Annotated in this window: 22 protein-coding genes; 10 read left to right on the plus strand and 12 right to left on the minus strand. The window is 58.5% G+C overall.

Going from position 1 to position 22,669, the window contains the following annotated elements; all coding sequences use genetic code 11:
* Nucleotides 1–24: 24 nt before the first annotated feature.
* The 5 genes from G442_RS0107445 (at nt 25) to G442_RS26115 (ending at nt 3,469) form a co-directional block, all read left to right on the plus strand.
* On the plus strand, nt 25–927 hold the full coding sequence (locus G442_RS0107445) for a sulfurtransferase (protein WP_051292076.1): 903 nt from the start codon (nt 25–27) through the stop codon (nt 925–927).
* Nucleotides 924–2,147 (plus strand): cystathionine beta-lyase, encoded by a 1,224-nt coding sequence (gene metC / locus G442_RS0107450; protein WP_026397490.1) that lies wholly within the window; start codon nt 924–926, stop codon nt 2,145–2,147. The genes G442_RS0107445 and metC overlap by 4 nt, the downstream gene beginning before the upstream one ends.
* A gap of 300 nt (nt 2,148–2,447) precedes the next feature.
* Complete coding sequence (locus G442_RS0107455) at nt 2,448–2,897, plus strand: GNAT family N-acetyltransferase (RefSeq protein WP_051292109.1); 450 nt, start codon at nt 2,448–2,450, stop codon at nt 2,895–2,897.
* On the plus strand, nt 2,894–3,079 hold the full coding sequence (locus tag G442_RS26110; protein WP_026397492.1) for an isochorismatase family protein: 186 nt from the start codon (nt 2,894–2,896) through the stop codon (nt 3,077–3,079). Before G442_RS0107455 ends, G442_RS26110 begins: the two co-directional genes overlap by 4 nt.
* A 6-nt stretch (nt 3,080–3,085) precedes the next feature.
* Nucleotides 3,086–3,469: an isochorismatase family protein gene (locus tag G442_RS26115; RefSeq protein ID WP_264800449.1), complete on the plus strand. Its 384-nt coding sequence runs from the start codon at nt 3,086–3,088 to the stop codon at nt 3,467–3,469.
* A gap of 173 nt (nt 3,470–3,642) precedes the next feature.
* Here G442_RS26115 and G442_RS0107470 read toward each other — a convergent pair whose 3' ends face one another.
* Nucleotides 3,643–4,197 carry a GNAT family N-acetyltransferase gene (locus tag G442_RS0107470; protein ID WP_307188545.1) on the minus strand — a complete coding sequence of 185 codons (555 nt, stop codon included), beginning with the start codon at nt 4,195–4,197 and terminating at the stop codon, nt 3,643–3,645.
* A 267-nt stretch (nt 4,198–4,464) separates the two neighbouring features.
* Here G442_RS0107470 and G442_RS0107480 point away from each other — a divergent pair, with 267 nt between their 5' ends.
* Entirely contained in the window at nt 4,465–6,546 is a 2,082-nt protein-coding gene (locus G442_RS0107480; RefSeq protein ID WP_026397495.1) for a phosphocholine-specific phospholipase C, read from the plus strand.
* A 52-nt stretch (nt 6,547–6,598) separates the two neighbouring features.
* On the opposite strand, the gene G442_RS0107485 is transcribed toward G442_RS0107480, so the two are convergent.
* From G442_RS0107485 to G442_RS0107495, 3 genes are read right to left on the minus strand one after another with little or no spacing between them, the layout of a single operon-like run.
* The gene (locus G442_RS0107485) at nt 6,599–7,963 is read right to left on the minus strand and encodes a DUF3100 domain-containing protein (protein ID WP_026397496.1); all 1,365 of its coding nucleotides are present in this window, start codon (nt 7,961–7,963) and stop codon (nt 6,599–6,601) included.
* A gap of 3 nt (nt 7,964–7,966) precedes the next feature.
* Nucleotides 7,967–9,490: an aldehyde dehydrogenase family protein gene (locus G442_RS0107490; protein WP_026397497.1), complete on the minus strand. Its 1,524-nt coding sequence runs from the start codon at nt 9,488–9,490 to the stop codon at nt 7,967–7,969.
* Nucleotides 9,490–10,380, minus strand: a complete 891-nt coding sequence (locus G442_RS0107495; protein WP_026397498.1) for an NAD(P)-dependent oxidoreductase — start codon at nt 10,378–10,380, stop codon at nt 9,490–9,492. Before G442_RS0107495 ends, G442_RS0107490 begins: the two co-directional genes overlap by 1 nt.
* Before the next feature lie 125 nt (nt 10,381–10,505).
* On the opposite strand from G442_RS0107495, the gene G442_RS0107500 reads away from it, so the two are divergent.
* Nucleotides 10,506–11,468 carry a LysR family transcriptional regulator gene (locus G442_RS0107500; RefSeq protein ID WP_035376362.1) on the plus strand — a complete coding sequence of 321 codons (963 nt, stop codon included), beginning with the start codon at nt 10,506–10,508 and terminating at the stop codon, nt 11,466–11,468.
* A gap of 24 nt (nt 11,469–11,492) precedes the next feature.
* Here G442_RS0107500 and G442_RS26540 read toward each other — a convergent pair whose 3' ends face one another.
* Nucleotides 11,493–11,951: a transposase gene (locus G442_RS26540; RefSeq protein ID WP_146882413.1), complete on the minus strand. Its 459-nt coding sequence runs from the start codon at nt 11,949–11,951 to the stop codon at nt 11,493–11,495.
* Between G442_RS26540 and G442_RS25725 the strand changes: the two genes are divergently transcribed.
* Both G442_RS25725 and G442_RS24985 read left to right on the plus strand, forming a co-directional pair.
* A complete protein-coding gene (locus tag G442_RS25725) occupies nt 11,847–12,275 on the plus strand; it encodes a hypothetical protein (RefSeq protein ID WP_026397500.1) in 429 nt (142 codons plus the stop codon). The genes G442_RS26540 and G442_RS25725 overlap by 105 nt on opposite strands.
* 153 nt (nt 12,276–12,428) lie before the next feature.
* Nucleotides 12,429–13,010, plus strand: coding sequence for a hypothetical protein (locus tag G442_RS24985; protein WP_154660357.1), 582 nt, complete (start codon nt 12,429–12,431; stop codon nt 13,008–13,010).
* A gap of 745 nt (nt 13,011–13,755) precedes the next feature.
* Here the strand turns inward: G442_RS24985 and G442_RS0107510 are convergent.
* From G442_RS0107510 to ada, 6 genes are all read right to left on the minus strand, one after another.
* Nucleotides 13,756–14,655, minus strand: coding sequence for a LysR family transcriptional regulator (locus tag G442_RS0107510; RefSeq protein ID WP_026397501.1), 900 nt, complete (start codon nt 14,653–14,655; stop codon nt 13,756–13,758).
* Nucleotides 14,652–15,026, minus strand: a complete 375-nt coding sequence (locus G442_RS0107515; RefSeq protein ID WP_026397502.1) for a YidH family protein — start codon at nt 15,024–15,026, stop codon at nt 14,652–14,654. Before G442_RS0107515 ends, G442_RS0107510 begins: the two co-directional genes overlap by 4 nt.
* Nucleotides 15,023–16,363, minus strand: coding sequence for an FAD/NAD(P)-binding protein (locus tag G442_RS0107520; RefSeq protein ID WP_026397503.1), 1,341 nt, complete (start codon nt 16,361–16,363; stop codon nt 15,023–15,025). Before G442_RS0107520 ends, G442_RS0107515 begins: the two co-directional genes overlap by 4 nt.
* A 137-nt stretch (nt 16,364–16,500) precedes the next feature.
* Nucleotides 16,501–17,532, minus strand: coding sequence for a transglycosylase SLT domain-containing protein (locus G442_RS21325; RefSeq protein WP_051292079.1), 1,032 nt, complete (start codon nt 17,530–17,532; stop codon nt 16,501–16,503).
* A 222-nt stretch (nt 17,533–17,754) separates the two neighbouring features.
* Nucleotides 17,755–18,489, minus strand: coding sequence for a 2OG-Fe(II) oxygenase (locus G442_RS0107530; RefSeq protein WP_051292080.1), 735 nt, complete (start codon nt 18,487–18,489; stop codon nt 17,755–17,757).
* Nucleotides 18,490–19,092: 603 nt separating this feature from the next.
* On the minus strand, nt 19,093–20,166 hold the full coding sequence (ada, locus tag G442_RS0107535) for a bifunctional DNA-binding transcriptional regulator/O6-methylguanine-DNA methyltransferase Ada (protein WP_026397505.1): 1,074 nt from the start codon (nt 20,164–20,166) through the stop codon (nt 19,093–19,095).
* A 274-nt stretch (nt 20,167–20,440) separates the two neighbouring features.
* Here ada and G442_RS0107540 point away from each other — a divergent pair, with 274 nt between their 5' ends.
* Nucleotides 20,441–20,905 (plus strand): ester cyclase, encoded by a 465-nt coding sequence (locus G442_RS0107540; RefSeq protein WP_026397506.1) that lies wholly within the window; start codon nt 20,441–20,443, stop codon nt 20,903–20,905.
* 364 nt (nt 20,906–21,269) lie between these two features.
* On the opposite strand, the gene G442_RS0107545 is transcribed toward G442_RS0107540, so the two are convergent.
* Entirely contained in the window at nt 21,270–22,487 is a 1,218-nt protein-coding gene (locus tag G442_RS0107545) for an NADP-dependent isocitrate dehydrogenase (protein ID WP_026397507.1), read from the minus strand.
* Between the last annotated feature and the right edge of the window lie 182 nt (nt 22,488–22,669).

Here is a 22,669-nt window from a genome sequence, read left to right on the forward strand (position 1 = left end):
GCGTGAAGAGGAGCAATTGATCGCATGTCCGCCCTTCCCGCGTCGCCGTCGCGCCAGACGCCGCTGATATCGGCCGAAACCCTTCTTTCCAGCGTGCCTGGATCGGGGGTTGTCGTCCTCGACGCCACGGCCCTGCTTCCCGGCGAGACGCGGGACCCCGATTCGGAATTCCTCGCACACCGCATACCCGGCGCCAGACGATTCGACATTGAGGTCTTTTCCGACCCTGAAGCCTCCCTGCCCCACATGGCGCCGACGGCCTCGCGCTTCGCTCGGCTGGCCGGAGAGCTTGGGCTGACGCGCGAAAGCACGATCGTTTTCTACGATCAGGGCAATATCGCTTCCTCTTGCCGCGCCTGGTGGCTGGCCCGCCTTTTCGGCCATGAACGCGCCTATGTGCTTGACGGCGGGCTTCCCGCCTGGATCGCCGCTGGCGGCCATGTGGAAAGCGCCCCCCCGATCCCGCCAACGAGCGCTGCCTACGAATCCCGGCTGACCGTTCAGCGCCTCTCCGGTCTGGGAGACATGCTCGCCCATGCGTCACACCCGGGCGAAGTGATCATCCTCGACGCTCGGGCGCGAGGACGCTTCGAGGGAACCGCGCCCGAGCCAAGGCCGGGACTGTCTTCCGGTCACATACCTGGCGCAGCCAGCCTCCCCTTTGGCGAGTTACTGGGCGCTGACAAACGGTTCCTGCCGCCAATCGAACTGAACGAACGCCTCGCCCGTGCAGGAGCAACCGGCGCTGCGCCCGTCATCGCGACCTGCGGCTCGGGCATGACCGCATCCGTAATCGCCGTAGCCATCGAGGCTGCGGGACTTCCGCCTGCGGCGATCTATGACGGATCGTGGGCCGAGTGGGCGTCGACGCCCGGAGCGCCGATCGAAACCGGGGCTGGCGCTCCAGCCGGCGAGAGCGCGGCATGAGCGACGAGAACGCAGTCTCCGCTGGGTGGGAGCGGCTGAACTCCCTGCTCGTTCGCGTCGGTCGCCCGGAGATCGACGAGGCGCCGCAGGGCGGGCGGCTGGTCAACCCGAGCGTGACGCGCGGGTCGACGGTCCTGTTTCCCGACATCGCCACGATGCAGAGCGTGGGGCGCGAGCGCTACGAACACGTCGCGATCTACGGGGCGATGGGATCGACGGTCCAGCATCAGCTCGAACGGGCGGTCGCAGCAATAGAAGGCGGCGCCAACACGCAGGTCGTGTCGTCCGGGCTTGCGGCCTGCACCACGGCGCTGCTGGTCTGGACCAGCGCGGGCGGTCACTGCCTGATCCCCGACTCGTGCTACGGGCCGACGCGGCGCTTCGCCGACACCATGTTGCGACGCTTCGGCGTCGAGACTGAGTATTACGATCCGTGCGCCGGCGAGGGTGCGTTGCGCGCGCTGATGCGATCCAACACGCAGGTCGTGTTCGCGGAGAGCCCGGGCAGCCATACCTTCGAAATACAAGACGTGAAGATGCTGGCCCGCGTCGCACATGACGGCGGCGCCCGACTGTTGCTCGACAACACCTGGGGGTTTGGCGTTTTTTCGCCGTTCGAACATGGCGTTGATGTATCGATACAGGCTCTGACGAAATACGCCGCCGGACATTCGGATGCGGTGCTGGGCGCGATCACTGTCGCGGACGACGGCTTGTGGCGCGCCTTGCGCGATGCGGCGATCCAGCTCGGGCAGCTCGCCGGGCCGGACGAATGCTGGCTGACCCTGCGCGGGTTGCGCACCATGGGCGTCCGTCTTGCGCATCAGTCGCGAACGGCGCTGCAGGTCGCGCGGTGGCTGGACGCGCGGCCGGAAGTTTTCCGCGTTCTGCACCCGGCTCTTCCCGATTGTCCTGGTCACGCGTTGTGGAAACGCGATTTCTCGGGCGCCGGCACGGTGTTCGGCGTGTCCCTGACGCCCGCCTATACGCGCGCAGCCATGGAGGCTATGGTCGACTCTCTGGCCCTGTTCGGCATCGGGGCTTCATGGGGCGGGTTCGAGAGTCTCGTGCTACCGACGACGGGCGGGATCGTGCGGTCCGTGTCCGCTCCGGAGCAAAACGACGAAGGGCCGTCGTTTCGCCTCAATATCGGCCTGGAGGCCGCGGAAGATCTTATCGCGGATCTTGAAAACGGGCTGGGGACGCTCGCAGCGACCTGACGGGTTGTAACATGTTCGGTCGCAGCCGCGCGGAAAGTTGGCGGACAGGGCGAGGACTGCGTCGATTTTTCCCGACGCGCTGACATCGCCTTACGTTGCAAAGAGGATTCGGGTATGCAACGGTGAGGGCATGACTCTCGCACCCCGTGCAATTTTCAGTTTCTGGCGGCGCTCCGTTTCTGGAGCGGCGTAGGTCTCTTTTCGTGAACCAGGCCGCATCAGTCGGCTTGCTTTGCGTCATTTCACCAGAAACGACCAGTCAGGCTGACAATGGCGGCTTCCGCAAAGGAAACGGCTACCATGTCTTTCAATGTGACGGACGACCATCCCTTGCCTGATGGATACGCCTTGCACGTTGGCGTCCCCGACGTTGCCGCCTATTGCCGTCTGCGCACAACAAGCGGCCTGACGCCAAGAAGTTTACAGGCCGCCCGCACGGGTCTTCCGAATACGCTCTATGGCGTGCATGTTGCGCATGGTTCCGACATCGTCGGCATGGGGCGCATGATTGGCGACGGCGCGCTCTTTATCCATATTGTCGACATCGCTGTTGAGCCTGCGCATCATGGACAAGGAATCGGCTCCGCAATCGTGGGCGCCATCATGCGCCATATACGCGCCGTCATCCCTGCCGAAACTTATGTAAGCCTGATGGCGAACGGCGGGGCATGGCGGCTGTACGAGCGATTCGGCTTCGAAAATGTTTTTCCCGATGCAAGAGGAATGGCGACGTGGATCAGCGCACAATGAAAACCGCCCTTCTTGTCATCGACCTTCAGCAAGGAATTCTGACGGGCCTCGCGTCTGCCGATCGACAAAAGTTGCTTGACGGGCAGCTTGACGCGGTCGCCAAACGATTGGGCGGATTGAAGCGCGCGGCCGAAACCGCAGGAGCGCCCGTCATCCTCGTTCAGCACGACGGGGACGCCTGACATCGTCTGGAAGTCGGAACGCCCGGCTGGCTGTTCCGCGACGAGGTTGCTCCCCGCGACGATACGGTCATCGTCCACAAACGGTCATGCGACTCTTTCCACGATACCGGCTTGAAGGAACGTCTGGTCGAACTTGGCGTAGATCGTCTGGCGATCGGCGGTTGCATGACCCAGTTCTGCATCGACACCGCTACCCGACGTGCAGTTTCTCTGGGCTTCGATGTTCTGTTGATCGGCGATGGTCACACGACCGCAGATTTCGGAGCGCTGACCGCCGAACAAATCATCGATCACCACAACTGCGTGCTGTCGGGATTCAGCGCGGGATCGAAAACCGTACGGATGACGCCATCGAGGATGGTTGAGTTCCGCGAACATCGGGCGCAATGACATTACGCAACGAACTTCCGGAAATCTGTTTTCCTATATATAAAATTCTTACTCTTAGGCTCCGTGTATCCGAACAATGACCCCCGGCCCTCTCGTTTCAGGAAAGCGGGCGACGCGGATTGATAACGCGGGCGCTCGACTGCCCGAAACGGGCGCAGACCTGCGTTCGCAACTCAGACCTCATCTCTCAACAGCGCCCAACGTTCATGATCACGCCACTCCCCGTCTATACGAAGATATCGTGGTGAAAATCCTTCATGACGGAAACCCAGTTTTCGAACAAGCGCTATGGATCTGGCGTTTCCGGGCTGAATGTTCGCTTCCAGACGGTGCAGGCCCACGTCATTGAAGGCGGCCCGCACTGTCAGGCGCACGGCTTCAGCCATCAATCCACGTCCAGAAAACTGCGCCATGCCATAATAGCCCAGATAGGCGTTCTGAAACCCGCGCATAACAATTTGACTGAGATGCGTGACGCCAACAACGCCTTCAGTATGCCGATCTCGTGCAATAAATCCGATATTGGCGTCAGACATCTGGTCGGCGAACCAGGCGTCGAAACCTTCTTTCGTTATGAACGGCTGAGCCCATGGAGCATGATAAGAGCGGTTCTCGAGATTGGCTTTAATCAAATCGCCCGCATCCTGTGGACATATCCTGCTCAGCGATATTTCGCTCATAACTGACGCTCGCCCGTTTACCGTCAAAAATATTGAATTTCTTAGCATATTTATAAAATTTGGAATCATTCACATTTGAGCGGACCGAAATTTCTCGTCAGGCTTCCACTAGGAAGGCGCCAATATCCAAATCGATTTGGATATTGGCGTCAGCGGATGTCCGACGCGCACCTCCAAGAACCACAGCATGAAAACGACCACCCCTCTGCTGGCGCATGGGTTCATGGAACTGACACGAAGACCAGCCATACACTGCCTTCCATCCTTCAGCGACAATGTTATAGTATAACCAACCAAACATATGGAGCGCTTGCCGTGGCGTCACAACTCGAGCGCCGTGCGCTTCTCGGAATGGGAGCCGGTTTCTCCCTGACTTCCCTGTTGCCTTCCATTCGTCGCGCACAGGCGATTCCGGCCCGACGGGATAGCGGAACGATCGAGGACGTTCAGCACATTGTCGTGCTGATGCAGGAAAATCGTTCTTTCGACCATTACCTCGGCCACCTCAACGGCGTGCGCGGCTATGGCGACCGGCATGTCGTGCGCGGGCCGAAAGGCCTGCCGATCTGGTGGCAACAGCGGCACAAGGCGGAAGACGGCTGGATCACGCCCTTCCACCTTCCAACCCAGACGACAAGCGCCCAATGCATGATCGACCTCGACCATAACTGGGCGCCCACGCACGCCGCGATCAACAAGGGATGGAACGATCAGTGGCCCCGTCACAAGAAAGACATGACGATGGGCTACTACACGCGCGAGGATATTCCGTTTCATTATGCGCTCGCCGACGCATTTACGACCTGTGACAACTGGTTCTGCTCGACGCCGACGCAGACCCATCCGAACCGTTATTATCTGATGACGGGCATGGTGGATCCGACAGGCGCAGGCGGTGGCCCGGTCCTCGACAACGTCGATTGGGTGGACCGGCCCTTTTATCCTCATGTCGCGCCACCCTTCTCCTGGACGACCTACCCCGAGCGCCTGCAGGAGGCAGGGATAGACTGGCGGATCTATCAGCAAGGCACCTCCGTCTCGGATGTCGAAAACGGCAACTTCGGCACCAATGTCCTGATGTGCTTCGAGAACTACGTGAAGGCGCAGCCCGGTTCGCCGCTCTACGAACGCGCCATGGTCGCCCGTCCCCTCGACCAACTCCGCGCCGACGTTCTGGCGGACCGCTTGCCGCAGGTGTCGTGGATCCTTCCCCCCGCCGCATATTCGGAGCATCCGCGCTGGACGCCGGGCTACGGCGCAACGTTCATCGCCCATGCGCTCGATGCGCTGACCGCTAATCCGGAAGTATGGGCGCGCACTGCCTTCCTCATCATGTATGACGAGAACGATGGTTATTTCGACCATCTTCCTCCACCGCAACCGCCCACGCCGGTTCTTCCGGGCAAGAGCACGATTGCGACGACCGGCGAGATTCACGACAGGATCAGCAGCTATGAACCGGAACGCTATACGGCCGACCTGCTGCCTTACGGGCTGGGCCCACGCGTGCCGGCCTTTGCCATTTCACCGTGGAGCACGGGCGGTTTCGTCTGCTCCGAGGTCTTCGACCACACGTCCGTCATTCGCTTCATCGAAGCGCGATTCGGCGTGAGCGAACCCAACATCACGCCATGGCGGCGCGCAATCTGCGGCGATCTGACCGGCGCATTCGATTTCTCACGCAAGCGGCATGTCAAGACGCCTCTCCCGGACACCAATGTTTACAAGAAAATTGCAGACGCTCAGTGCAAGCTGCCGAATCCAGTCATTCCGCAGCAAAGCCGGATCGAGGATATTGGTTCCGTGGAGCCGGGAGCGCGGCCTGCTCGCGCTCTACCTTATGCGCTTGCCGCCGACTTTACCGCCTCATCCTCCGGCGCCGTGACGATCGCCATGCGCAATGACGGCGCGCGCGCGGCCTGCCTTCTCGTCTATCGGGACCTCACTCAGGAAACACCACGGCGATATACAATTGAAGCTGGAAAATCGCTTCAGGACGAATGGGCGCCCGACCAAGCGACCGAGCGCCACTTCACAGTATTTGGCCCCAACGGTTTCGCGCGCTACCTGCGGCTCGCCGGACCGAGCACAATTTCGCTCTCCACGCGGCACGACGCAGCAAAAGGCGCGCTCGTCCTTGAAATCGCGAACAGCGCCAGCACGCCCAAACAATTGACGCTCCGCGACAATGCCTATGGCGCGGTCGACCGTAACCTCGCCGTTCCAGCAATGGGAAAAATGACGCAGACGCTCGATCTTGAAGATAGCCACCATTGGTACGATCTGGCCGTCACTGTCTCGGATGAAACGGGCAACGAAATTCGCGTCGCCGGTCACGTTGAAACTGGTCGGGCAAGCATTACGGACCCAGCTATGGGCGTCGGCTCGGCCAGATGAGGCGCACGCCGCCTCCTTGCGAAAGGTGCGGCGGCCGAAGGCGATAGCCGCTTCAGGCCGGTTTATGCATGAGAAGCTGGGCAATCAGCGTCGCACCCAGAAAGGTTCCTGCGTTCGCGCAGAAGGACACGATCACAATCCTCCACCCCAACCGGCGGAAAGCCGGAATGTCCTTCGCCACGGATAGTCCGGCTAAAGCCAGGATCGGGGTGACAAGCGACAGGAAATTGATCGGTGCGGTCATCGCCGCCACCGTGGCGGCGCCGGGCGAGCCGGGCATCGTCACCAGCATGGCGACGATGGAGCACCACAGGACGGCTGGTATACGTCCGCCTGCCAGGCGGTAAAGCCCAAGTCCTGCTGCGCTGATTGCAACGATGATCGCCATGCCCAGCATGGTAGATGCTGTAACGGCCGCGCCGTGGCCGATCCTGTTACCGATCAGCGCGAGACAGCCAATGAAAATCCAGCAGACCAGCACCCAGAGAAAGGATAACTGCCGCCCGTCGTCATGCACGACGTCGGCGTCACGAACTTTCGACGTCCGGCGCGCCGCCCTGCGTCCCAGGAGAGGTTCCAAAACACGGTACGCCCATATCGTGCAAGGCAGAGAGATCAGCACTGTGAAATACGTGCCGATCGTGGTCGTGATAAGATTGCTTGCAGCGGCGAAAACGGCGATGTCGTCAGCCATGGACGGCGGCATGCGGGCTACGATCGCCCCGGACGCGGCCGCCATCATACTCCCTGAGCCGACGCCAGAGCCCATCGCCAGGGCATAAGGACTGAACCAGCCCGTATCCGTAAGCAAACCCGCAAACAGCGCAATGAAAATAGCGCCGAAAATGGCGCCGGTCAGATACTCGGCAAGAACGCCGCGCCCTTCAGGGGAGTTCATGCCAAACCGTTCCCCGATGATTGCAAGGCTTGGCTCACGACCGATGGAAAATGTCGCGCCTATCGCTTCACGTTTTATTCCCAACAGCAGGGCGAGCGGCAGGCCGAAAACCATGGTTCCCAGAAAATGCCCGAACTCCTGAAACACGAGCGCCCAGCCGGCCTGCAGCACTTTCGGAATCGAGCCTCCAACAAGCAGGCCCAATCGCGTGATGAAGAGCAGCAATACAGGTTGCAGAAGTTTCGCCGCCGTCACCTGCGCTTGCACGGACAACGTCATGTTTCCAGGAGAAACCAGTCCGCAGACACCGTATAACGCCCCCGCAATGAGCGCCCAGACAAGCGGCTGAAGGGTGACGCCGCCGGGGCCAATCGGAACAGTGACAGGGCCGATGGCCTCGGCGGCGATCACGATGAACGTAGTCGCAAGCAGGATGCGCAGCATGTCCGGACGCTTCGGAACAAAGCGTGCGGCGGCTGGCGTTGGCGTCGCGGTCGGGGAGACAGACCCGGCGCTCATCACTCAGCCGAGACCGGGAGCATAACCGAAGGCGGCCGTTGGCTCCCTTGCCGTTTCGACCCAGACGCTTTTCATGTGCGTGTACTCCCTGAGCACGTCTACGCCGCTCGATCGACCGTACCCGCTCTGCCCTGATCCGCCAAATGGCGAAGCCACGTTGATCGTCTTGTAGGAATTGATCCAGAAGGTGCCAGCACGCACGCCTGAAGCGACGCGATGCGCCCGACCGACGTCGCGCGTCCAGACCGCTCCCGCCAGACCGAACGGGCTTGCGTTCGCAAGGGCCACCGCCTCAGCCTCATCCTCAAACGGGATCGCGACGACCACCGGACCAAAAATTTCAGTCTGGGCCACGGACATGTCGTTATCGACGCCCGTCAGGATCGTGGGAGGCACGAAATAACCCTTCGCCGGATCGACGTCGCCGAGCGGCGGCGTCGCCACGGCGCCAGCCTCAACGCCCTTGTCGATCATGGTGCGCACATGCTCGAACTGCCGAATGTTGTTGATCGGCCCGACCTCCGTGTCCGGGCTGGCCGGATCTCCAACCCTGATCTGCGCAGCGCCTTCGGCGACGATGCGGACAAACCGATCATAGATGGAACGCTGCACCAGCAGGCGTGAGCCTGCGACGCAGCTTTGCCCTGCGCCTGCGAAAATCGCGGCTTGCGCCCCCTTGGCGGCAAGCGCCAGATCGGCGTCCTCGAACACGATGTTGGCGGATTTACCGCCCAGTTCGAGCACGCTCGGTTTCAGCAAGCGCGCGGCGGCGGCGGCGATCTGCGCGCCCACTGCTGGCGATCCGACGAAAACCACCTTCTTGACGGCAGGTTCGGCAATGGCGGCCTGCGCGGCGGTGTGTCCGTAGCCGTTCAGCACGTTGATGACCCCGGTTGGCAACCCGGCTTTCTCCGCCAGTCTCGCCAGTGCGAGGGATGTAAGAGGCGTCCGCTCCGAGGGCTTGAGGACGACAGCGTTGCCCATCGCAATCGCCGGGGCCACCTGCCAGCCGGCGGTAAAGATTGGCGCATTCCACGGCGTGATCTGAAGAATGACGCCAACCGGCTCACGCAAGGTATAGTTCAGATGCGACGTCGGCGTCGGAATGACTTCGCCGAAAAGCTTGTCTGTCCAACCTGCATAATATTCGAACATCTCGGCGACCTTGATCGCCTCTCCCCTGCAGTCGCGAATTGGCTTTCCCGAGACAAGCATTTCCAGTTCAGCAAGGCTTTCGGATTCAGCCCGCACCGCCTGCGCGATCGCCTGCATCACGCGCCCTCGCGCAGCGTGGGTGAAGGACCTCCAGCGCAACAGCCCCTGCTCCGCCTCGATGGCCGCGCGATGCGCGACTTCAGCCCCTGCGTCCGAGAACGCGCAAAGCGCTTCCGTCGTGACGGGGCTTATGATCTCAATCGGTTCGCCGTGTCCCTCTACAATGACGCCCCCAATATAGGAGCCGATAGCCGTCGCTTCCGGAAAGAAATGTGCGAACAGGGCTTCAACGCGACGCGCTTGATCGGTCATTATTGAGCCTCCGTGACCGAAGTCTGGTCAAGCGTCATTTCGACGATACGGTTGAAGTCCGCCTGATCGGCCAATGTGGGGGCGCTATCCGCCCATGCGGCGATCGTCTGTTCCATCAAGGGCAACGTCAGCTCGGAACGCCGAGCCAGATCGTCGCCAAGACGGATGTCCTTACGCATCAGCTTCATCGTGAAACCTGAATCGAACGCCTGATTCAGAATCCAGCGCGGCATGTTGACTTCCGTCGCAGCATTGCGGCCCGAACCGGAATTGAGGCCCGCAACCAGCTTGTCGTCCTGCATGCCGAGGCTTCGACCAAGCGCGAGCGCTTCGGCGGCGAGGATAAGGTTTGCGCCACACATGACGTTGTTGATGATTTTGAGCGCGTGACCATCCCCCACTGCGCCAACATGAGTACGCACGCGGCTCATGGCTTCCAGAACCGGTTCAATGCGGGCGATATCGGCCGCGTCTCCACCGAGCACCATGCCAAGCGCACCCGCCATGGCGCCAGAAGGACCGCCGCTGACCGGGGCGTCAACGAGATGCATTCCAGCCTCGTCGATCAGCTTCGCCAGACGGCGTGTCACGTCGGGGTGCGACGTCGACGTGTCAATGACCGTGACTCCTGCGCGGCCAGAAGCCAGCACACCGCCTTCGCCCGCAATAACCTGCTCGACGACAGCAGCGGTCGGAAGGGAAAGGACGATGACATCGCAGGCGTGCGTCACGTCGGACAACGACGTCGCAAGCGAAACATCTCGTCCTTCGAGTATGAGTGGCCCGTCGAGGAACGGATCATGCCCCAGAACGTCAAAACCCTTTCGCATCAGGGACGCAGCCATCCCACGCCCCATGTTTCCAAGCCCGACCACACCGATTTTGGACACCCTGCCATTCTCCTTCGTCGCAAATCCGCACCACGCCGTGCCTAGTGAAAACGGTTCTGCGATTGGCGAAAGGCATGTACACCGTCATAACTGTTGCCCTGAAAGCAACGCCGGAGGGTCGTTTCGTGGAACTGGACGAGCGCTGGATATTCTATCTGCATGAATCAATCGTCGGCGGCAGCGTAAGAGCCGCCGCCGACAAGCTGAATGTGAATCCTTCAGCTATCAGCAGACAGATTGTTCACCTTGAACAAGCCGTTGGCGCCAGCCTGATGGAGCGCCACAGCAAGGGAGTCCGCGCGACCGAGGCCGGGGAACTCGTCCTCGATTATTATCGCCGACGGCGCGCCGACCACGACGACACGCTGAGCCGCATCGAAGATATCAAGGGCCTGAGGCGTGGCCACATCAGTCTGGCGCTTGGCGAGGGATTCATCGATACGATCGCCGCTGGCCCCCTGGCCCGCTTCTGGAAGCGATATCCGGAAATTTCGCTGAACGTTGAAGTAACAAGCACGAATGACGTGGCGCGGCTGCTATTGGAAGATGCTGTTCATATAGGGCTTATCTACAACCCGCCTAAGGAACCCCGATTGAGGACGCATTCGGTGGCGCTCCAACCGGTTCGTGTCATTGCGCGCGCCGACCATCCGTTTGCGGCGCTTGGACGGCCTCTGGACATAACAGAACTGCTCGACCAACGGATCGCTCAACTCCAGCATTCTTACGGAATTCGTCAGATTATAGACAATGCAACACACATTTCAGGACTACGTATTCCCGCAGCAGTGACGACAAGCTCCATCTCCATGCTCAAAAACTTCGTGGAGCATGGCGGCGGCATTACGCTCGCGCCGTCTTTCGTAGCGGCGAATGAAATTCAAAGCGGTAAGTTCGTCGCGGTTCCGCTCAGGCATAACGTGCTGGACGCCAGCATGCATGTAATGTCGCGTCTGGGTCGGCAACTGCCTAGTGCAGCGACCATGGTGCTGCGTCAGATTGGACGAGAGTTCCGGAGACTGGAGGCAGCCGATGACAGCTTACGCGCCGCCAACAAGCCGCATGGTGCGTCGTATACGAATGATTGATAAAAAATATATATTTTATACAATTCAATGGCTCGCGCTATAATTTTGGTGGGCGTAACGCCCGCGAAAATCAGACAAGACAGGTATCGCGTCTTGGCGCTCCTCCTTGCAGTCGATCGATCTCGACGAATTCGATTGCATCTCTGCACAAATCCAAACACTCACTCTAGGGCGTATCGTCAGTTGATTCCGATGGCGGCAGAGACGAGTTCTGCTACTGAGTGGAATGTTGGTTTCAGCTTGTCGTGTCGTGTTACAATGCCTCTGAACTGCTTCAATCTGGCGAATCGCGCTCGATGATGTTTTGTTTTTATATAACGAGCGGGAGATTTCCCGTGCATTGCGTCGGTTTTTCTTTGACGGAATAACCGATGCTATATGCCCGTCTTCGAGCTTTCCGATGAATGGATCAGCGTCATAAGCCTTGTCGGCAATAACGGCTGCCGGATCGACTTCATCCAGAAGGGTGTCTGCTTCGGCGATGTCGGCCCTTTGCCCTCACGTCAGGGAAAGAGCCACGACCTTCCTCGCAGCATCGACAGTGGTTTGGATCTTCGTGATCAGTCCGCCCCGGGGCCGTCCGATGGCCTGATCCGCACCCCTTTTAAGAGCGCGTGCACTATGCTGATGTGCTCTGACGATCGTGCTGTCGATCATCATGTATTCATTGTCGCGATCGGCCCCCAAATGCCGGAAATCCGTTTGATCACCCCGCTTTCGCACCAGCGGCGCAAGTCCATTTTCAACATCAAAGGGACTGGAATGCGTCATGATCCACCCAAACACCACAGGGGAATGGAATCATAAGGATCACCTCAAAAGCGGGGACCGTTTCGAATCAGCCACATGTCACACAATAGCGGTTGTATTTTAAGAAATTGCGGAATATGTTGCTGAACGTTTTTATTACCTATTGTTTCGTTTTGATATATAATAGATGATAGCCATTAGTTCAGACCAATGGCTGGTTCGTCACCTGTAGCGGATTTTAGAGGCGGCGCAATGGTAAGGAAGGGTAATATGCGGGGTCGGTTGAGAGCAGATTATAAACTGGTGAATGCAGTTGGCCCTGATGAAGAGAGGCGGAATAAAAGTGAATTCATGTCATTCCTATCAAAATTTAAAGATATAAAAAACATCAAGTTAACAGACAATTTCTCGGAGATGCTCGGCATTGAATTTGCACATATATCTACTCGGAGCAAAGCATCGCAGCCTGAGTTTTTTTCTGAATATAGGGGGCGGGTGAAATCTTTGACAACAGATTTTGTCAAAATAAATTACGTGATCCTGCGAGACGGTTTAATTACCACCAACGAATTAAGCGTAGATTTAGATATGCATTACGCAAATGTAACATGTGACGACGTTGCGCAATTATTCGATACCACGTGGGCGCGAAAGTCAGCGAATCCATTTCGTCCGATTGTTACACTCAAGCTTAATTCTTTGAATTTTTCAAATAAAATAGAAATTACAATGACAAAAAGACGCGAAATTCCATTTATATTCTGCATTTCCATGTCGGAGACGTCACCATGAATTCAATTTCCGTTACTGCTCTTCGAGGCTTATTGTCGTCGCTTTCGGCGTTTTCAACGCAAACAATAGATGATGTTCAGACCATACCGGCGCATTCGCAGCCCCCCGCTCCAAAAACAGAGAGAAAACATCACAGACCAAGTGGAAGTACAAGCCTCAAAGCATTGCGCCCTAACTGACGACATACTCTAAGGGAAATTTTCATTTCCGATCGGGTTTGCGTCAGAGACGCAAGTGCCGCAAGGATTTTCAACTATCTGCGCGCCGTCGGGCCCTGCGCAGCCAGCTATCGTCACCAAGACAGATGCGACAAGCACCCGTCCAAATGAGTTTTTCTCTTTTGTATCATAATTAATTTCCTACATTTGCGCTTTCCGCACTCCTTAATTTCGTTTATTGTTCATATTAAGCCATATAAAATTACAGAACATATTATTCGATTTTTTTATGAAAACCACACGATCTTGAATTGGATTTTTTGAAAACATACTTCCAGCGCCAACTTGACCGTTTGGCCTACACTCAGCGTATAAAAGCGGCGTCCTTTGACATCGACGTCAATCTGGAAGTTCGAACTCCTGCGCAAACCTACCGTCTTGTCGGAAGGTTTGCGAATTAAGCAATAATTAAATGAGAAATTCCGCATAGAACCAAAGCAGCTACGAACGGTATAATCACATAAAATATTTCAGCTTATCATGACCTACGCCATGTCAGGCCTCACACGCGTTGCGCTATGGCAATGTCACATAGGTTTGTTCGGCGTTATTGTGAGCCCCAATAACGTCAAAAACGCATGTTCAGCAGGTGACAACCGCTGTTGAGGGTGACGCAACACACGAAATTGCCGATCCGGCAAAGGCAGGGGAGCCACGCACAGCAGTCCAGCCTCTACGCGCCCGGCAACCACGCTGGCCGACAATACGGCCGCAGCGTCCCCGGTTTCCACCATGCCGGCCACGGCCTCGTTGGACGCGACCTCCAGCACGATATCGAGCTTGTCAGGGTCAACGCCAAGCACGCGCAGACCCTGCTCAAACTCCATGCGGGTGCCTGATCCCGCCTCACGCAGCACCCAGGGCGTATCGAGCAGACTTCCCACGTCCGGAGGCGTGGTCGCCCACGGATGATCGGGAGCCACGACCAGAAGAAGCCGGTCATGGGCTACGATATCGGAACAAAGATCGAGCGTCGGCAGCTCACCTTCGACAAGACCGATGGACGCTTCGCCCGACTGCACCAGACGACCGATGTCGCGCGTGTTGGCGATGGCGACATGCAGACGGATGCCGGGGTGCGCCGCCCGAAACGCGTTCAACCGCGCCGGAAGCCAGTAGCTCGCGATCGTATGGCTGGCGTGAATGCGCAGAACGCCGTCCCGCAGCCCGCTGAGGTCAAGCATCCGTTCACGTGCAACCTCGGCGCGGTTGAGCACCGTACGCGCCTCGTCGAGAAAGCGCCTCCCGGCCTCCGTCAGTTCGATCCGGCGGCCGACGCGGCTGAAGAACGACAGCTGAAACTCCCCCTCGAGCTGAGTTACGGCGTGACTGACCGCAGACTGGGTCAGGTTCAGGAATTCGGCCGCACGCGTAACATGCTCCCGCTCGGCGACGGCGACAAAAATCCTGAGCTGTTCGAGCGTCATGACACGATCGCCCGCACCAGCGCAGCCAGTACGCCGCAGCCAAGCGCGGCAAGCACTATTGTCAGAGCGCGCTCCATCGCGGGACCAGCGCTCCGCAATTCAGTTTCCGCCGAGATCGCGTCGCGCGTAACGCGAAACCGACGATAGGCCGCCACAAACAGGACGATTCCCAACGCGACGAACGTCACCCCGAGCTCGGCTGTCGCGCCATAGGGGCGGGGAGCTCCCGCGTCATGCTGGGCCGCCACGAGCCTGAGAAACAGATCAAACTTCGTCAGAACTCCGCCAAAAGCGAGGATGGCCAGCGCAGTGCGCACCCACGCCAGAAACGTGCGTTCGTTGGCTGCGTGATCGGTATAGCGAGGAATCATGTCGCACCTGCATTGACGATAATGTCTGCTACTTTTTTTGCCTGACAACGAATTTCAGGAATAGCGATAGATTCCAGCAGGACGCCCTGCCGTGCCGGCCCCACGACGAACAGATCATCGGCGATTTTGCCTGCTCGGTCGATCAGTGCGCCGTCTGGAGTACAGGACAGGCCTGCGCCCCCAAAACCCGGCACGATCTCGCCTTTATCGAACAGATCATGCAGGAGAGGCGCCGCGACACGTTTGTAGTTCAAGCTGGGACCGGTGCAATTGATCACATGCGCGGCGCGAAGGCTGAGCGCCTTCCCGGCGGCCACGGCCGTGATCGTCAGGTGGTCGTTATCGGCCGCAATCGCGGTGACCCGGCCGTCCAGCACACGCAGCGATCCGGCGCGACGCTCCTGATCAAGAATGTCGGCGATATGCGGCGCCATGCGGTGCCGCACGACTTCCCAACGCCGTAACAAGTGCCGCTGAAAACGAATTTTCTCCGTATCCGGCAGCGCGAGCCAGAGCACGTTTGTCACAGAGCGCATGCTGTCCACCGCCGCACGCCAGTTCGTGCCGCGCTTTAGCGCCGCATGGAACGCCCGTAGATAAGCGCGCGCCGTAGGCGGTACGCCGCAAGGCGTAACGACCGGCGCGGGCAAAGGCGTGTAATCAGCATGGCGTTCAGGAAACAGACCGCGCCTCGACAACGCCGTCACCCGGCCACGATGGCCGTTTTCCCGAAGGCGCAGCAACACGTCGACCGTCGTCAGTCCTGTCCCGATAACCGTCACCTCGTCATAGACGGCAATCCCGGCGAAAACCCGCTCAGCCCAGGCGTTATGATGGTAGCGCCCCGTCGCATCGAGTTCAGGCGGAATCCCCGGCAAGCGAGCGGGATCGAAGTGCCCGCAACCAAGCACGACCTTACCCGCTCGAATCTTCCGCCCATCGGCAAGGGTTATCTCGAAACCGCGCTCCAGTCTGCGACATGCGACGGCCGCCTGCCGCTCGTGCTCTGGCCCAGCTATGGAATAAAGGTTGCGCAAATAGAGGCCATAGATAGCACGCGGGACGAACTCCCCTGGAGCAACGGAGCCCGGCACGTTGTCGCGCAGCCACTTCAGGAAGTGGTCTGGATCGTCCGGGTCGGCGCTCATGCCCCTTGCAGCCACGTTCAACAGATTCTTGAGCGACGGCGTAGAATAGGCCAGCCCGAAGCCCGGCCGTTCAGACGGATCGATCACGGTGCAGGTTACGCCATGACGTACGGCCAGATTCCACGCCGTTAACGTGCCGCTTGCTCCCCCACCGATGACGACAATATCGCGTATGTCTGTTTCGGTCATATCGCTCATGCTCCTGCAACGCTGTTGCGTGCAGAATGGTCCGAAGCAATTACGCGATCCAGAAGATTATATCGATTGAATCGTTCATGCAGGACGAACGATTCAGCTTGCCCTCGGCCCGCGCTCCTCCGTGCCTGTCAGAAACGCGCAGGGATCAATGACGGCTGTCGGGCGACATGGATTGCGTTCGCACGATAGAACGCCAGCGTTCGACCGTTTCCAGAGGCCATCGAAGGCCGTGAAGGCGGCGGCGTGAAACCGCGGATCGTCGGGCTGAACGGCGTCGTTGAACGTGCCTGCGAGGCGGGAATCGATGAAGGCACGTCCGCTCCTCCCGCCGGAAATGGCGGCGCGTGGCTGACCGTCATGGCGACGTGCGGCGAACCGGGCGTTGGCCCGCGCCCCGCGCCACCCAAGGGCGCCGCCCATGATTCAAGGACTTTCCACTGATACGTGTTGCCGATATCCGGCGTGAAAGAGTGATAGGCGGCCGCGGCGCCGGGCCAGCTTCCTGTGCGGCCGAACAGATCCGTCAGGAAGCGGGCGGCGTAATTGGCGTTTGCCACCGGATCGAAAGCGGCCTCCAGCGATGGAAACGCATTTGGGTGCTGTTGAAGATTGACCTGCATGCATCCAACGTCGATCGACGTCACGCCCTGCGCCTGAAACGCCCGCACGGCTTCGATCGCCTGCTGCTTCGAGTGATAGACATAACCTCGCCCTTGCGCGTTGACCGTCCACGGCCACGCAACCACGCCGCCGCCCGAAATGCGCCGCCCGCTTTCCACACGCCCCATTGCTACAAGGAACTGATCGGGAATCCGGTAGATGCGTTCGGCAGAAAGGGCCGCACGAGTGCACAAGCCAGCATCCAACGCAGCGTAAGCCATGGAAGGAGCAGCCTGAGACTCAAATTCCGGGCTGTCGGAGTTGATCGCCGGAATTTCGACGACGCCTTCCCGTGCGTTCGCAGCCCCGATCACTAAACCACCATTCGTCAGAATCTCTCCCGCGTTGTCATCGCCTGCGCTCCGGCGTGACAAATATTCGTTCGCGCTCGACTTCGACTCTGGCCTTGCCCCTTCCGGCGCACCAGGAACCGCCGCCACCGCCGAATCAAGCGGCATACTTCCCACGATCAGCAGCAGAAACAACAAAAAACGATGCATAACGCGGGCATGATGACTGCGCACCAGTTAACAACGAGTTAGAAATCGCTGAGACGCCCCTCAGTTTCGATCCATTTGCCGGCAGGAAAAGGTGGTTGCGATAAACCGGCGGGGAACGCCGTTGCTGTTGTCGAAGGCATATCGAACCGGCTCATCTAGTCACACGGGGTAAGCGGCGCAAAAGAGACGTCGGGCATGCGACGCACCCCGCCAGCAAGCAGATCAGGCAGCATCATGGAAAATCAACCCCAGCGTATGCCGCAACCCGGATCGAATGGCGCTGACGCCATGACGCATCGTAATGCGATAATCTCCTTTGGCGCCCCGTTGAGGACGGGCGTTAACCGCGAACAGAACACCATCGCCTTTTCCAAGCGGAACGACCGTCGCCCGAGATTGCATACGGGGCCTCTGTTCGGTCAAGACGAGCTCGCCACCGGTGAAATCCGCACCAGGTTCAGAAAGAAGGACCGCAACCTGAAGCGGAAAAACATGATCGCCATAGAGATCCTGATGCAGGCAATTGTAATCTCCCTGCCGATATTCCAGAAGAAGGGGCGTAGGTTTCGTCTGACCGGCGGCATGGCACCGCTCAAGAAAATCTGCATGGCTTTTGGGAAAGCGCACGGCATTGCCTATGCGTTCATACCAGCCATTGGCAATCGGGACGAGACGTGGGTACAGCGCCGTTCGTGCGCTTCCTATCAGGGACGGTAATGGATAGGAAAAATAACGGTATTCACCGCGCCCAAAGCCGTGCCGAACCATACGGACATGGCTGCGAAACGCGTCTGTCGGTCCGTACAGGCGTGATATCAAATCGCATTCGGGAATTTCAAACAGATCGCTCAATATGCACCACCCTTCCCGATCGATCTGTTGAGAGATTTTTCCCCAGTCATAAGCGTCAATACGTGCCCGCAAAGCATCAGCCTGAAAGTTTGTTGTATCGACCATAGGGTCGCTTCCTCCTGCGACTGAAGAATCTCAAGATTTTCTTGAGAGTATTGTTCTCGTTTTCGGCAATATATGAATACTATCGCGCATCAGAAACAGTGACGCCACGCGCCCGACAGTAACCCGCTCGCATTTTCGGGCCTCACGGCGCATCTTTACACGAGAGTATCCACGTTATTTACGCACAGGACACCAGTTTGTGGCGCAATCCCCCGCTGACGGAATCTTATACCCGCCTTCATTTTTTCCGCGGGGCCAGAACAATTTCACTGCCGACAAGCATGCCGAATAGCGCCACGATGGTCCGATACAACGAATTTATTCGCCAAGGGAAACCAGGTGAAAAGAGACCAGCTCCCCTATCCACAACCGTGCGTCAGCGGTGCTGGAGGCGGCGACCCACATGACATGGCGTATGAAATATAGAGTATTCGATCGAAAAACTGTATTCTAAACCAGATATTTTTCCTCAAACAGTTCGTAATGACAAATCAGGCGCGGATACAGAGATCAACAAGGCGTTCGCTTTCGCGACAAAAGAACGTGCAAAATAGCAATACTCACCCTGTCAAAAAACAGATCGCTCCGATAAAGAATCGTCGGTCACTTTGCTTCAGCCTCACGTCGAAGCAGGTGACGTTTGCGCTCGACGCCCCATCGATATCCTGAAAGAGACCCGTCATTGCGAATAACGCGATGACAGGGGATCGCAACGGCGATGTGGTTGGACGCGCAGGCCCCGGCAACCGCACGTGTCGCTGTTGGCTGGCCAATCCTTCGGGCGACTTCCGCATAAGTGACGGTTTCGCCTGCCGGGATCTGACGCAACGCCTGCCATACACGTTGCTGAAATACCGTCCCGCGCACGTCAAGCGGTAAATCAAGCCCCTGATTCGGAGTTTCAACAAAACCGATAACCTTGGCGATATTCTTTTCATAGTCGGGGTCTGCTCCAATGAGCTTCGCCCTGGGAAACCGATCCTGCAGATCCAGCACCAACGCCTCCGGATCATCACCGATCAAGATCGACGCAACGCCTTTTTCACTTGATGCGACGAGGATAGCCCCCAGGGAGCATTGAGCCACCGCGAAATGAAGAACTTCGTGCGCGCCGCCATTCTTATAATGTTTTGGCGTCATGCCCAGCATGGCGGACGACTGCGCATAGAAACGACCGTTGGAGTTGAAACCCGCATCATAAAGTGCGTCTGTGACCTTCGCACCTTGCTCCAGCCCCTCACGCACTTTTCGAGCGCGGCTGGCGCTGGCGTACGCCTTGGGTGTAAGACCTGTCTGCGCTTTGAAAATGCGTTGAAAATAACCCGGACTCAGTTCGACAGCGGTCGCCAGAGTCTCTAACGAAGGAGCCTCTTCTGCGGTTTCTATCAAGCGGCAGGCCCGCTCGACCAATGCGGCATTTGCCGCATCGGTTGAACACCCCTCAGGATTGCATCGCTTGCAAGGGCGGCAGCCCGTCGCCCTCGCGCTTTCCAGCGTGTCATGCAAGGTGACGTTTTTGGGGTTCGGCGTGCGGGAAGGACAGGACGGACGGCAATATACGCCGGTCGTGGAGACGGAATACCACAACGTCCCGTCCGAGTTCCTGTCGCGGGCAAGAATTCTCGTCCAACGAGAATCTCTTGCAGTATCCTGAGGATATTTATCAGTTTTCATCATGTGGCCATTCTGTCCGCCGACGCTTTAAGGCACGCTCTGTTTCTTGCTTTCAAATTCGAAATACGACGCTGATGCGTCCATCGCAAAGACAAACGCGTCGAGATGAAAGGGGTCGCCCGGCCCATACGCGGCGACGCCTACGCCTCACCAATGCGTAGTCTTGATGGCGCGCAAACAATTTCAAGTCATGAACCGGAACGTTTTTGCGAAGCGTTCTCCGCTAGCGTTGGGTGTTGATGCAAACGCGCATCGCGCTGAACAACAGGAGTGACGCATGTCGAAAGAAACACAAAACAAAGCGATTGTCGCAGAATGGTTCAAACGGTTCTGGGGCAATCCGTACGATGAGGCCGTTATCGACGAACTGGGCGCCGACGATCTGACTGTCTTCTACCCCATGCACGGTCCGCGCAAGGGCAAAGCGGAAGTGAAGAAGTTTATGGTCGAGTTCCGGGAGGCCTTTCCAGACCTCAATTTCTGGGGCGTCGAAGAGATGGTTGCCGAAGGCGATATCGTCGTCGCGCGCTGGGACGGTGGCGGGACGAACACCGGTCCAGCTTTCGATGATTTGCCCGTAGGCGCTTTACCGCGTGCAAATACCGGGAAAACCATGCGTTTTACCGGCACTAGCTGGCTCGAGGTCAGGGATGGAAAGATCGTCAATGAACCGGGACAAGAATGCGCGCTGGCGGCATTGCAGCAACTTGTCCTGATACCGCCAATTGAGAGGACAAGATAATTTTGGCGGCTTTTCTGGCGCCAAAACGTCTCCAGACAAGGACTGCCAGCTGCACACATGAAGGTCTGCAATCAGGCACACCGTCAATCGAAGCGACATATATACGTCGGCGCCCTCGGCTTGGCGTTGAACCGCCCGCCTCTTCCAAAACCGCCGTCTTCGCAAGCGATATAGTCATCAAAAGGAAAGGCTCTGGAGACCTAACCTCCAGAGCCCTGCACTTCTTTGTCTACAGACGGATCTTCGTCCTAAAACCGTTCGACACTTTCACCGTCAAACGGGGCTAGCGCACGACGAGCCGTCCGAAGACGCTAGTCAGAGGGAAATGCGCGCAGCCCACGCCAGCGCGCAGTCCGCCAGAGCCTCAGGCCTTGAGCGCCTTCTGCAGGCGCACGTCAATGGCATCGAGGAAGGGCTGCGTGTCCAGCCACTTCACGTCCTTGCCAACCAGCAGGGCGAGATCCTTGGTCATCTCACCCGCCTCGACGGCCTCGACGCAGACGCGTTCCAGCGTCTCGGCGAAGTTCACCACATCAGGGGTGTCATCGAAACGACCGCGATAGATCAGGCCCCGCGTCCACGCATAGATCGACGCGATCGGATTCGTGGAGGTCGGACGGCCCTTCTGATGCTCACGATAGTGACGCGTCACCGTGCCGTGCGCCGCCTCGGACTCGACGATCGTGCCGGTCGGGTCGAGCAGAACGGACGTCATCAAGCCAAGGCTGCCGAAGCCCTGCGCCACGATGTCGCTCTCGACGTCGCCGTCGTAGTTCTTACAGGCCCAAACATAGCCGCCTTCCCACTTCAGGGCGCTTGCGACCATGTCGTCGATCAGACGGTGCTCGTAGGTCAGGCCGAGCTTGTCGAAGTCGGCCTTGAACTCCTTCTCGTAGATCTCCTGGAACACATCCTTGAACATGCCGTCATAGGCCTTGAGGATCGTGTTCTTTGTCGAGAGGTAGACTGGCAGCTTGCGATCACGGCCATAGCTGAGCGACGCGCGGGCGAAGCCTTCAATGGAGGCGCGGGTGTTGTGCATACCGAGCGCGACGCCCGGGCCCTTGAAGTCATGCACGTCGAGCGTGATCGGCTCGCCGCCACCTTCCGGCACGAAGTTCAGCGTGACCTTGCCCGGACCGGGGATCTTGGTCTCGGCGGCGCGATAGATGTCGCCATACGCATGGCGGCCGATGACGATCGGCTTGCCCCAGTGCGGCACGAGGCGCGGCACGTTGGAGCAGATGATCGGCTCACGGAAGATCGTGCCGTCGAGGATGTTGCGGATCGTGCCGTTGGGCGACCGCCACATCTTCTTCAGGCCGAATTCCTCGACGCGCGCCTCGTCCGGCGTGATCGTCGCACATTTGACGCCGACGCGGTACTTCTTGATCGCCTCGGCGGCCTCGACCGTCACCTTGTCGTCGGTCGCGTCACGGTGCTCGATACCGAGATCGTAGTATTTCAGATCGATGTCGAGGTAAGGGACGATCAGCCGGTCTTTGATGAAATGCCAGATAATCCGCGTCATCTCGTCGCCGTCGAGTTCGACAACCGGATTTTTGACTTTGATTTTCGCCATGAGACTTAGCGGCCCCTTTCGATGGGTGTCGTGCCGACGCCCGGAGACGCCAGCGGAAAGGTGTTCGGCAGTAGCACGCTGACGGCGTGGCCCCTATGCCAGCCCGCGCTCCCGCCTGTTCACAATAACGATAGCGGTCATGCACTGCGCGGTTAAACCGGGCGAATGCGCGCGCTTCAAAA

The organism is Acetobacter nitrogenifigens DSM 23921 = NBRC 105050, from assembly GCF_000429165.1.
Taxonomy (GTDB): Bacteria; Pseudomonadota; Alphaproteobacteria; order Acetobacterales; family Acetobacteraceae; genus Acetobacter; species Acetobacter nitrogenifigens.

Bases quoted from the DNA above. Each gene is read 5' to 3' on its own strand.
- G442_RS0107510 (WP_026397501.1), bottom strand. From the start codon at position 14,655: ATGACGCTCGAACAGCTCAGGATTTTTGTCGCCGTCGCCGAGCGGGAG.
- G442_RS0107515 (WP_026397502.1), bottom strand. From the start codon at position 15,026: ATGATTCCTCGCTATACCGATCACGCAGCCAACGAACGCACGTTTCTG.
- G442_RS0107485 (WP_026397496.1), bottom strand. From the start codon at position 7,963: ATGAGCGCCGGGTCTGTCTCCCCGACCGCGACGCCAACGCCAGCCGCC.
- G442_RS0107455 (WP_051292109.1), top strand. From the start codon at position 2,448: ATGTCTTTCAATGTGACGGACGACCATCCCTTGCCTGATGGATACGCC.
- G442_RS0107490 (WP_026397497.1), bottom strand. From the start codon at position 9,490: ATGACCGATCAAGCGCGTCGCGTTGAAGCCCTGTTCGCACATTTCTTT.
- G442_RS26110 (WP_026397492.1), top strand. From the start codon at position 2,894: ATGAAAACCGCCCTTCTTGTCATCGACCTTCAGCAAGGAATTCTGACG.
- metC (WP_026397490.1), top strand. From the start codon at position 924: ATGAGCGACGAGAACGCAGTCTCCGCTGGGTGGGAGCGGCTGAACTCC.
- G442_RS0107445 (WP_051292076.1), top strand. From the start codon at position 25: ATGTCCGCCCTTCCCGCGTCGCCGTCGCGCCAGACGCCGCTGATATCG.
- ada (WP_026397505.1), bottom strand. From the start codon at position 20,166: ATGATGAAAACTGATAAATATCCTCAGGATACTGCAAGAGATTCTCGT.
- G442_RS24985 (WP_154660357.1), top strand. From the start codon at position 12,429: ATGGCTGGTTCGTCACCTGTAGCGGATTTTAGAGGCGGCGCAATGGTA.
- G442_RS0107545 (WP_026397507.1), bottom strand. From the start codon at position 22,487: ATGGCGAAAATCAAAGTCAAAAATCCGGTTGTCGAACTCGACGGCGAC.
- G442_RS0107530 (WP_051292080.1), bottom strand. From the start codon at position 18,489: ATGGTCGATACAACAAACTTTCAGGCTGATGCTTTGCGGGCACGTATT.
- G442_RS0107540 (WP_026397506.1), top strand. From the start codon at position 20,441: ATGTCGAAAGAAACACAAAACAAAGCGATTGTCGCAGAATGGTTCAAA.
- G442_RS0107470 (WP_307188545.1), bottom strand. From the start codon at position 4,197: ATGCTAAGAAATTCAATATTTTTGACGGTAAACGGGCGAGCGTCAGTT.
- G442_RS0107520 (WP_026397503.1), bottom strand. From the start codon at position 16,363: ATGACCGAAACAGACATACGCGATATTGTCGTCATCGGTGGGGGAGCA.
- G442_RS25725 (WP_026397500.1), top strand. From the start codon at position 11,847: ATGCCCGTCTTCGAGCTTTCCGATGAATGGATCAGCGTCATAAGCCTT.
- G442_RS21325 (WP_051292079.1), bottom strand. From the start codon at position 17,532: ATGCATCGTTTTTTGTTGTTTCTGCTGCTGATCGTGGGAAGTATGCCG.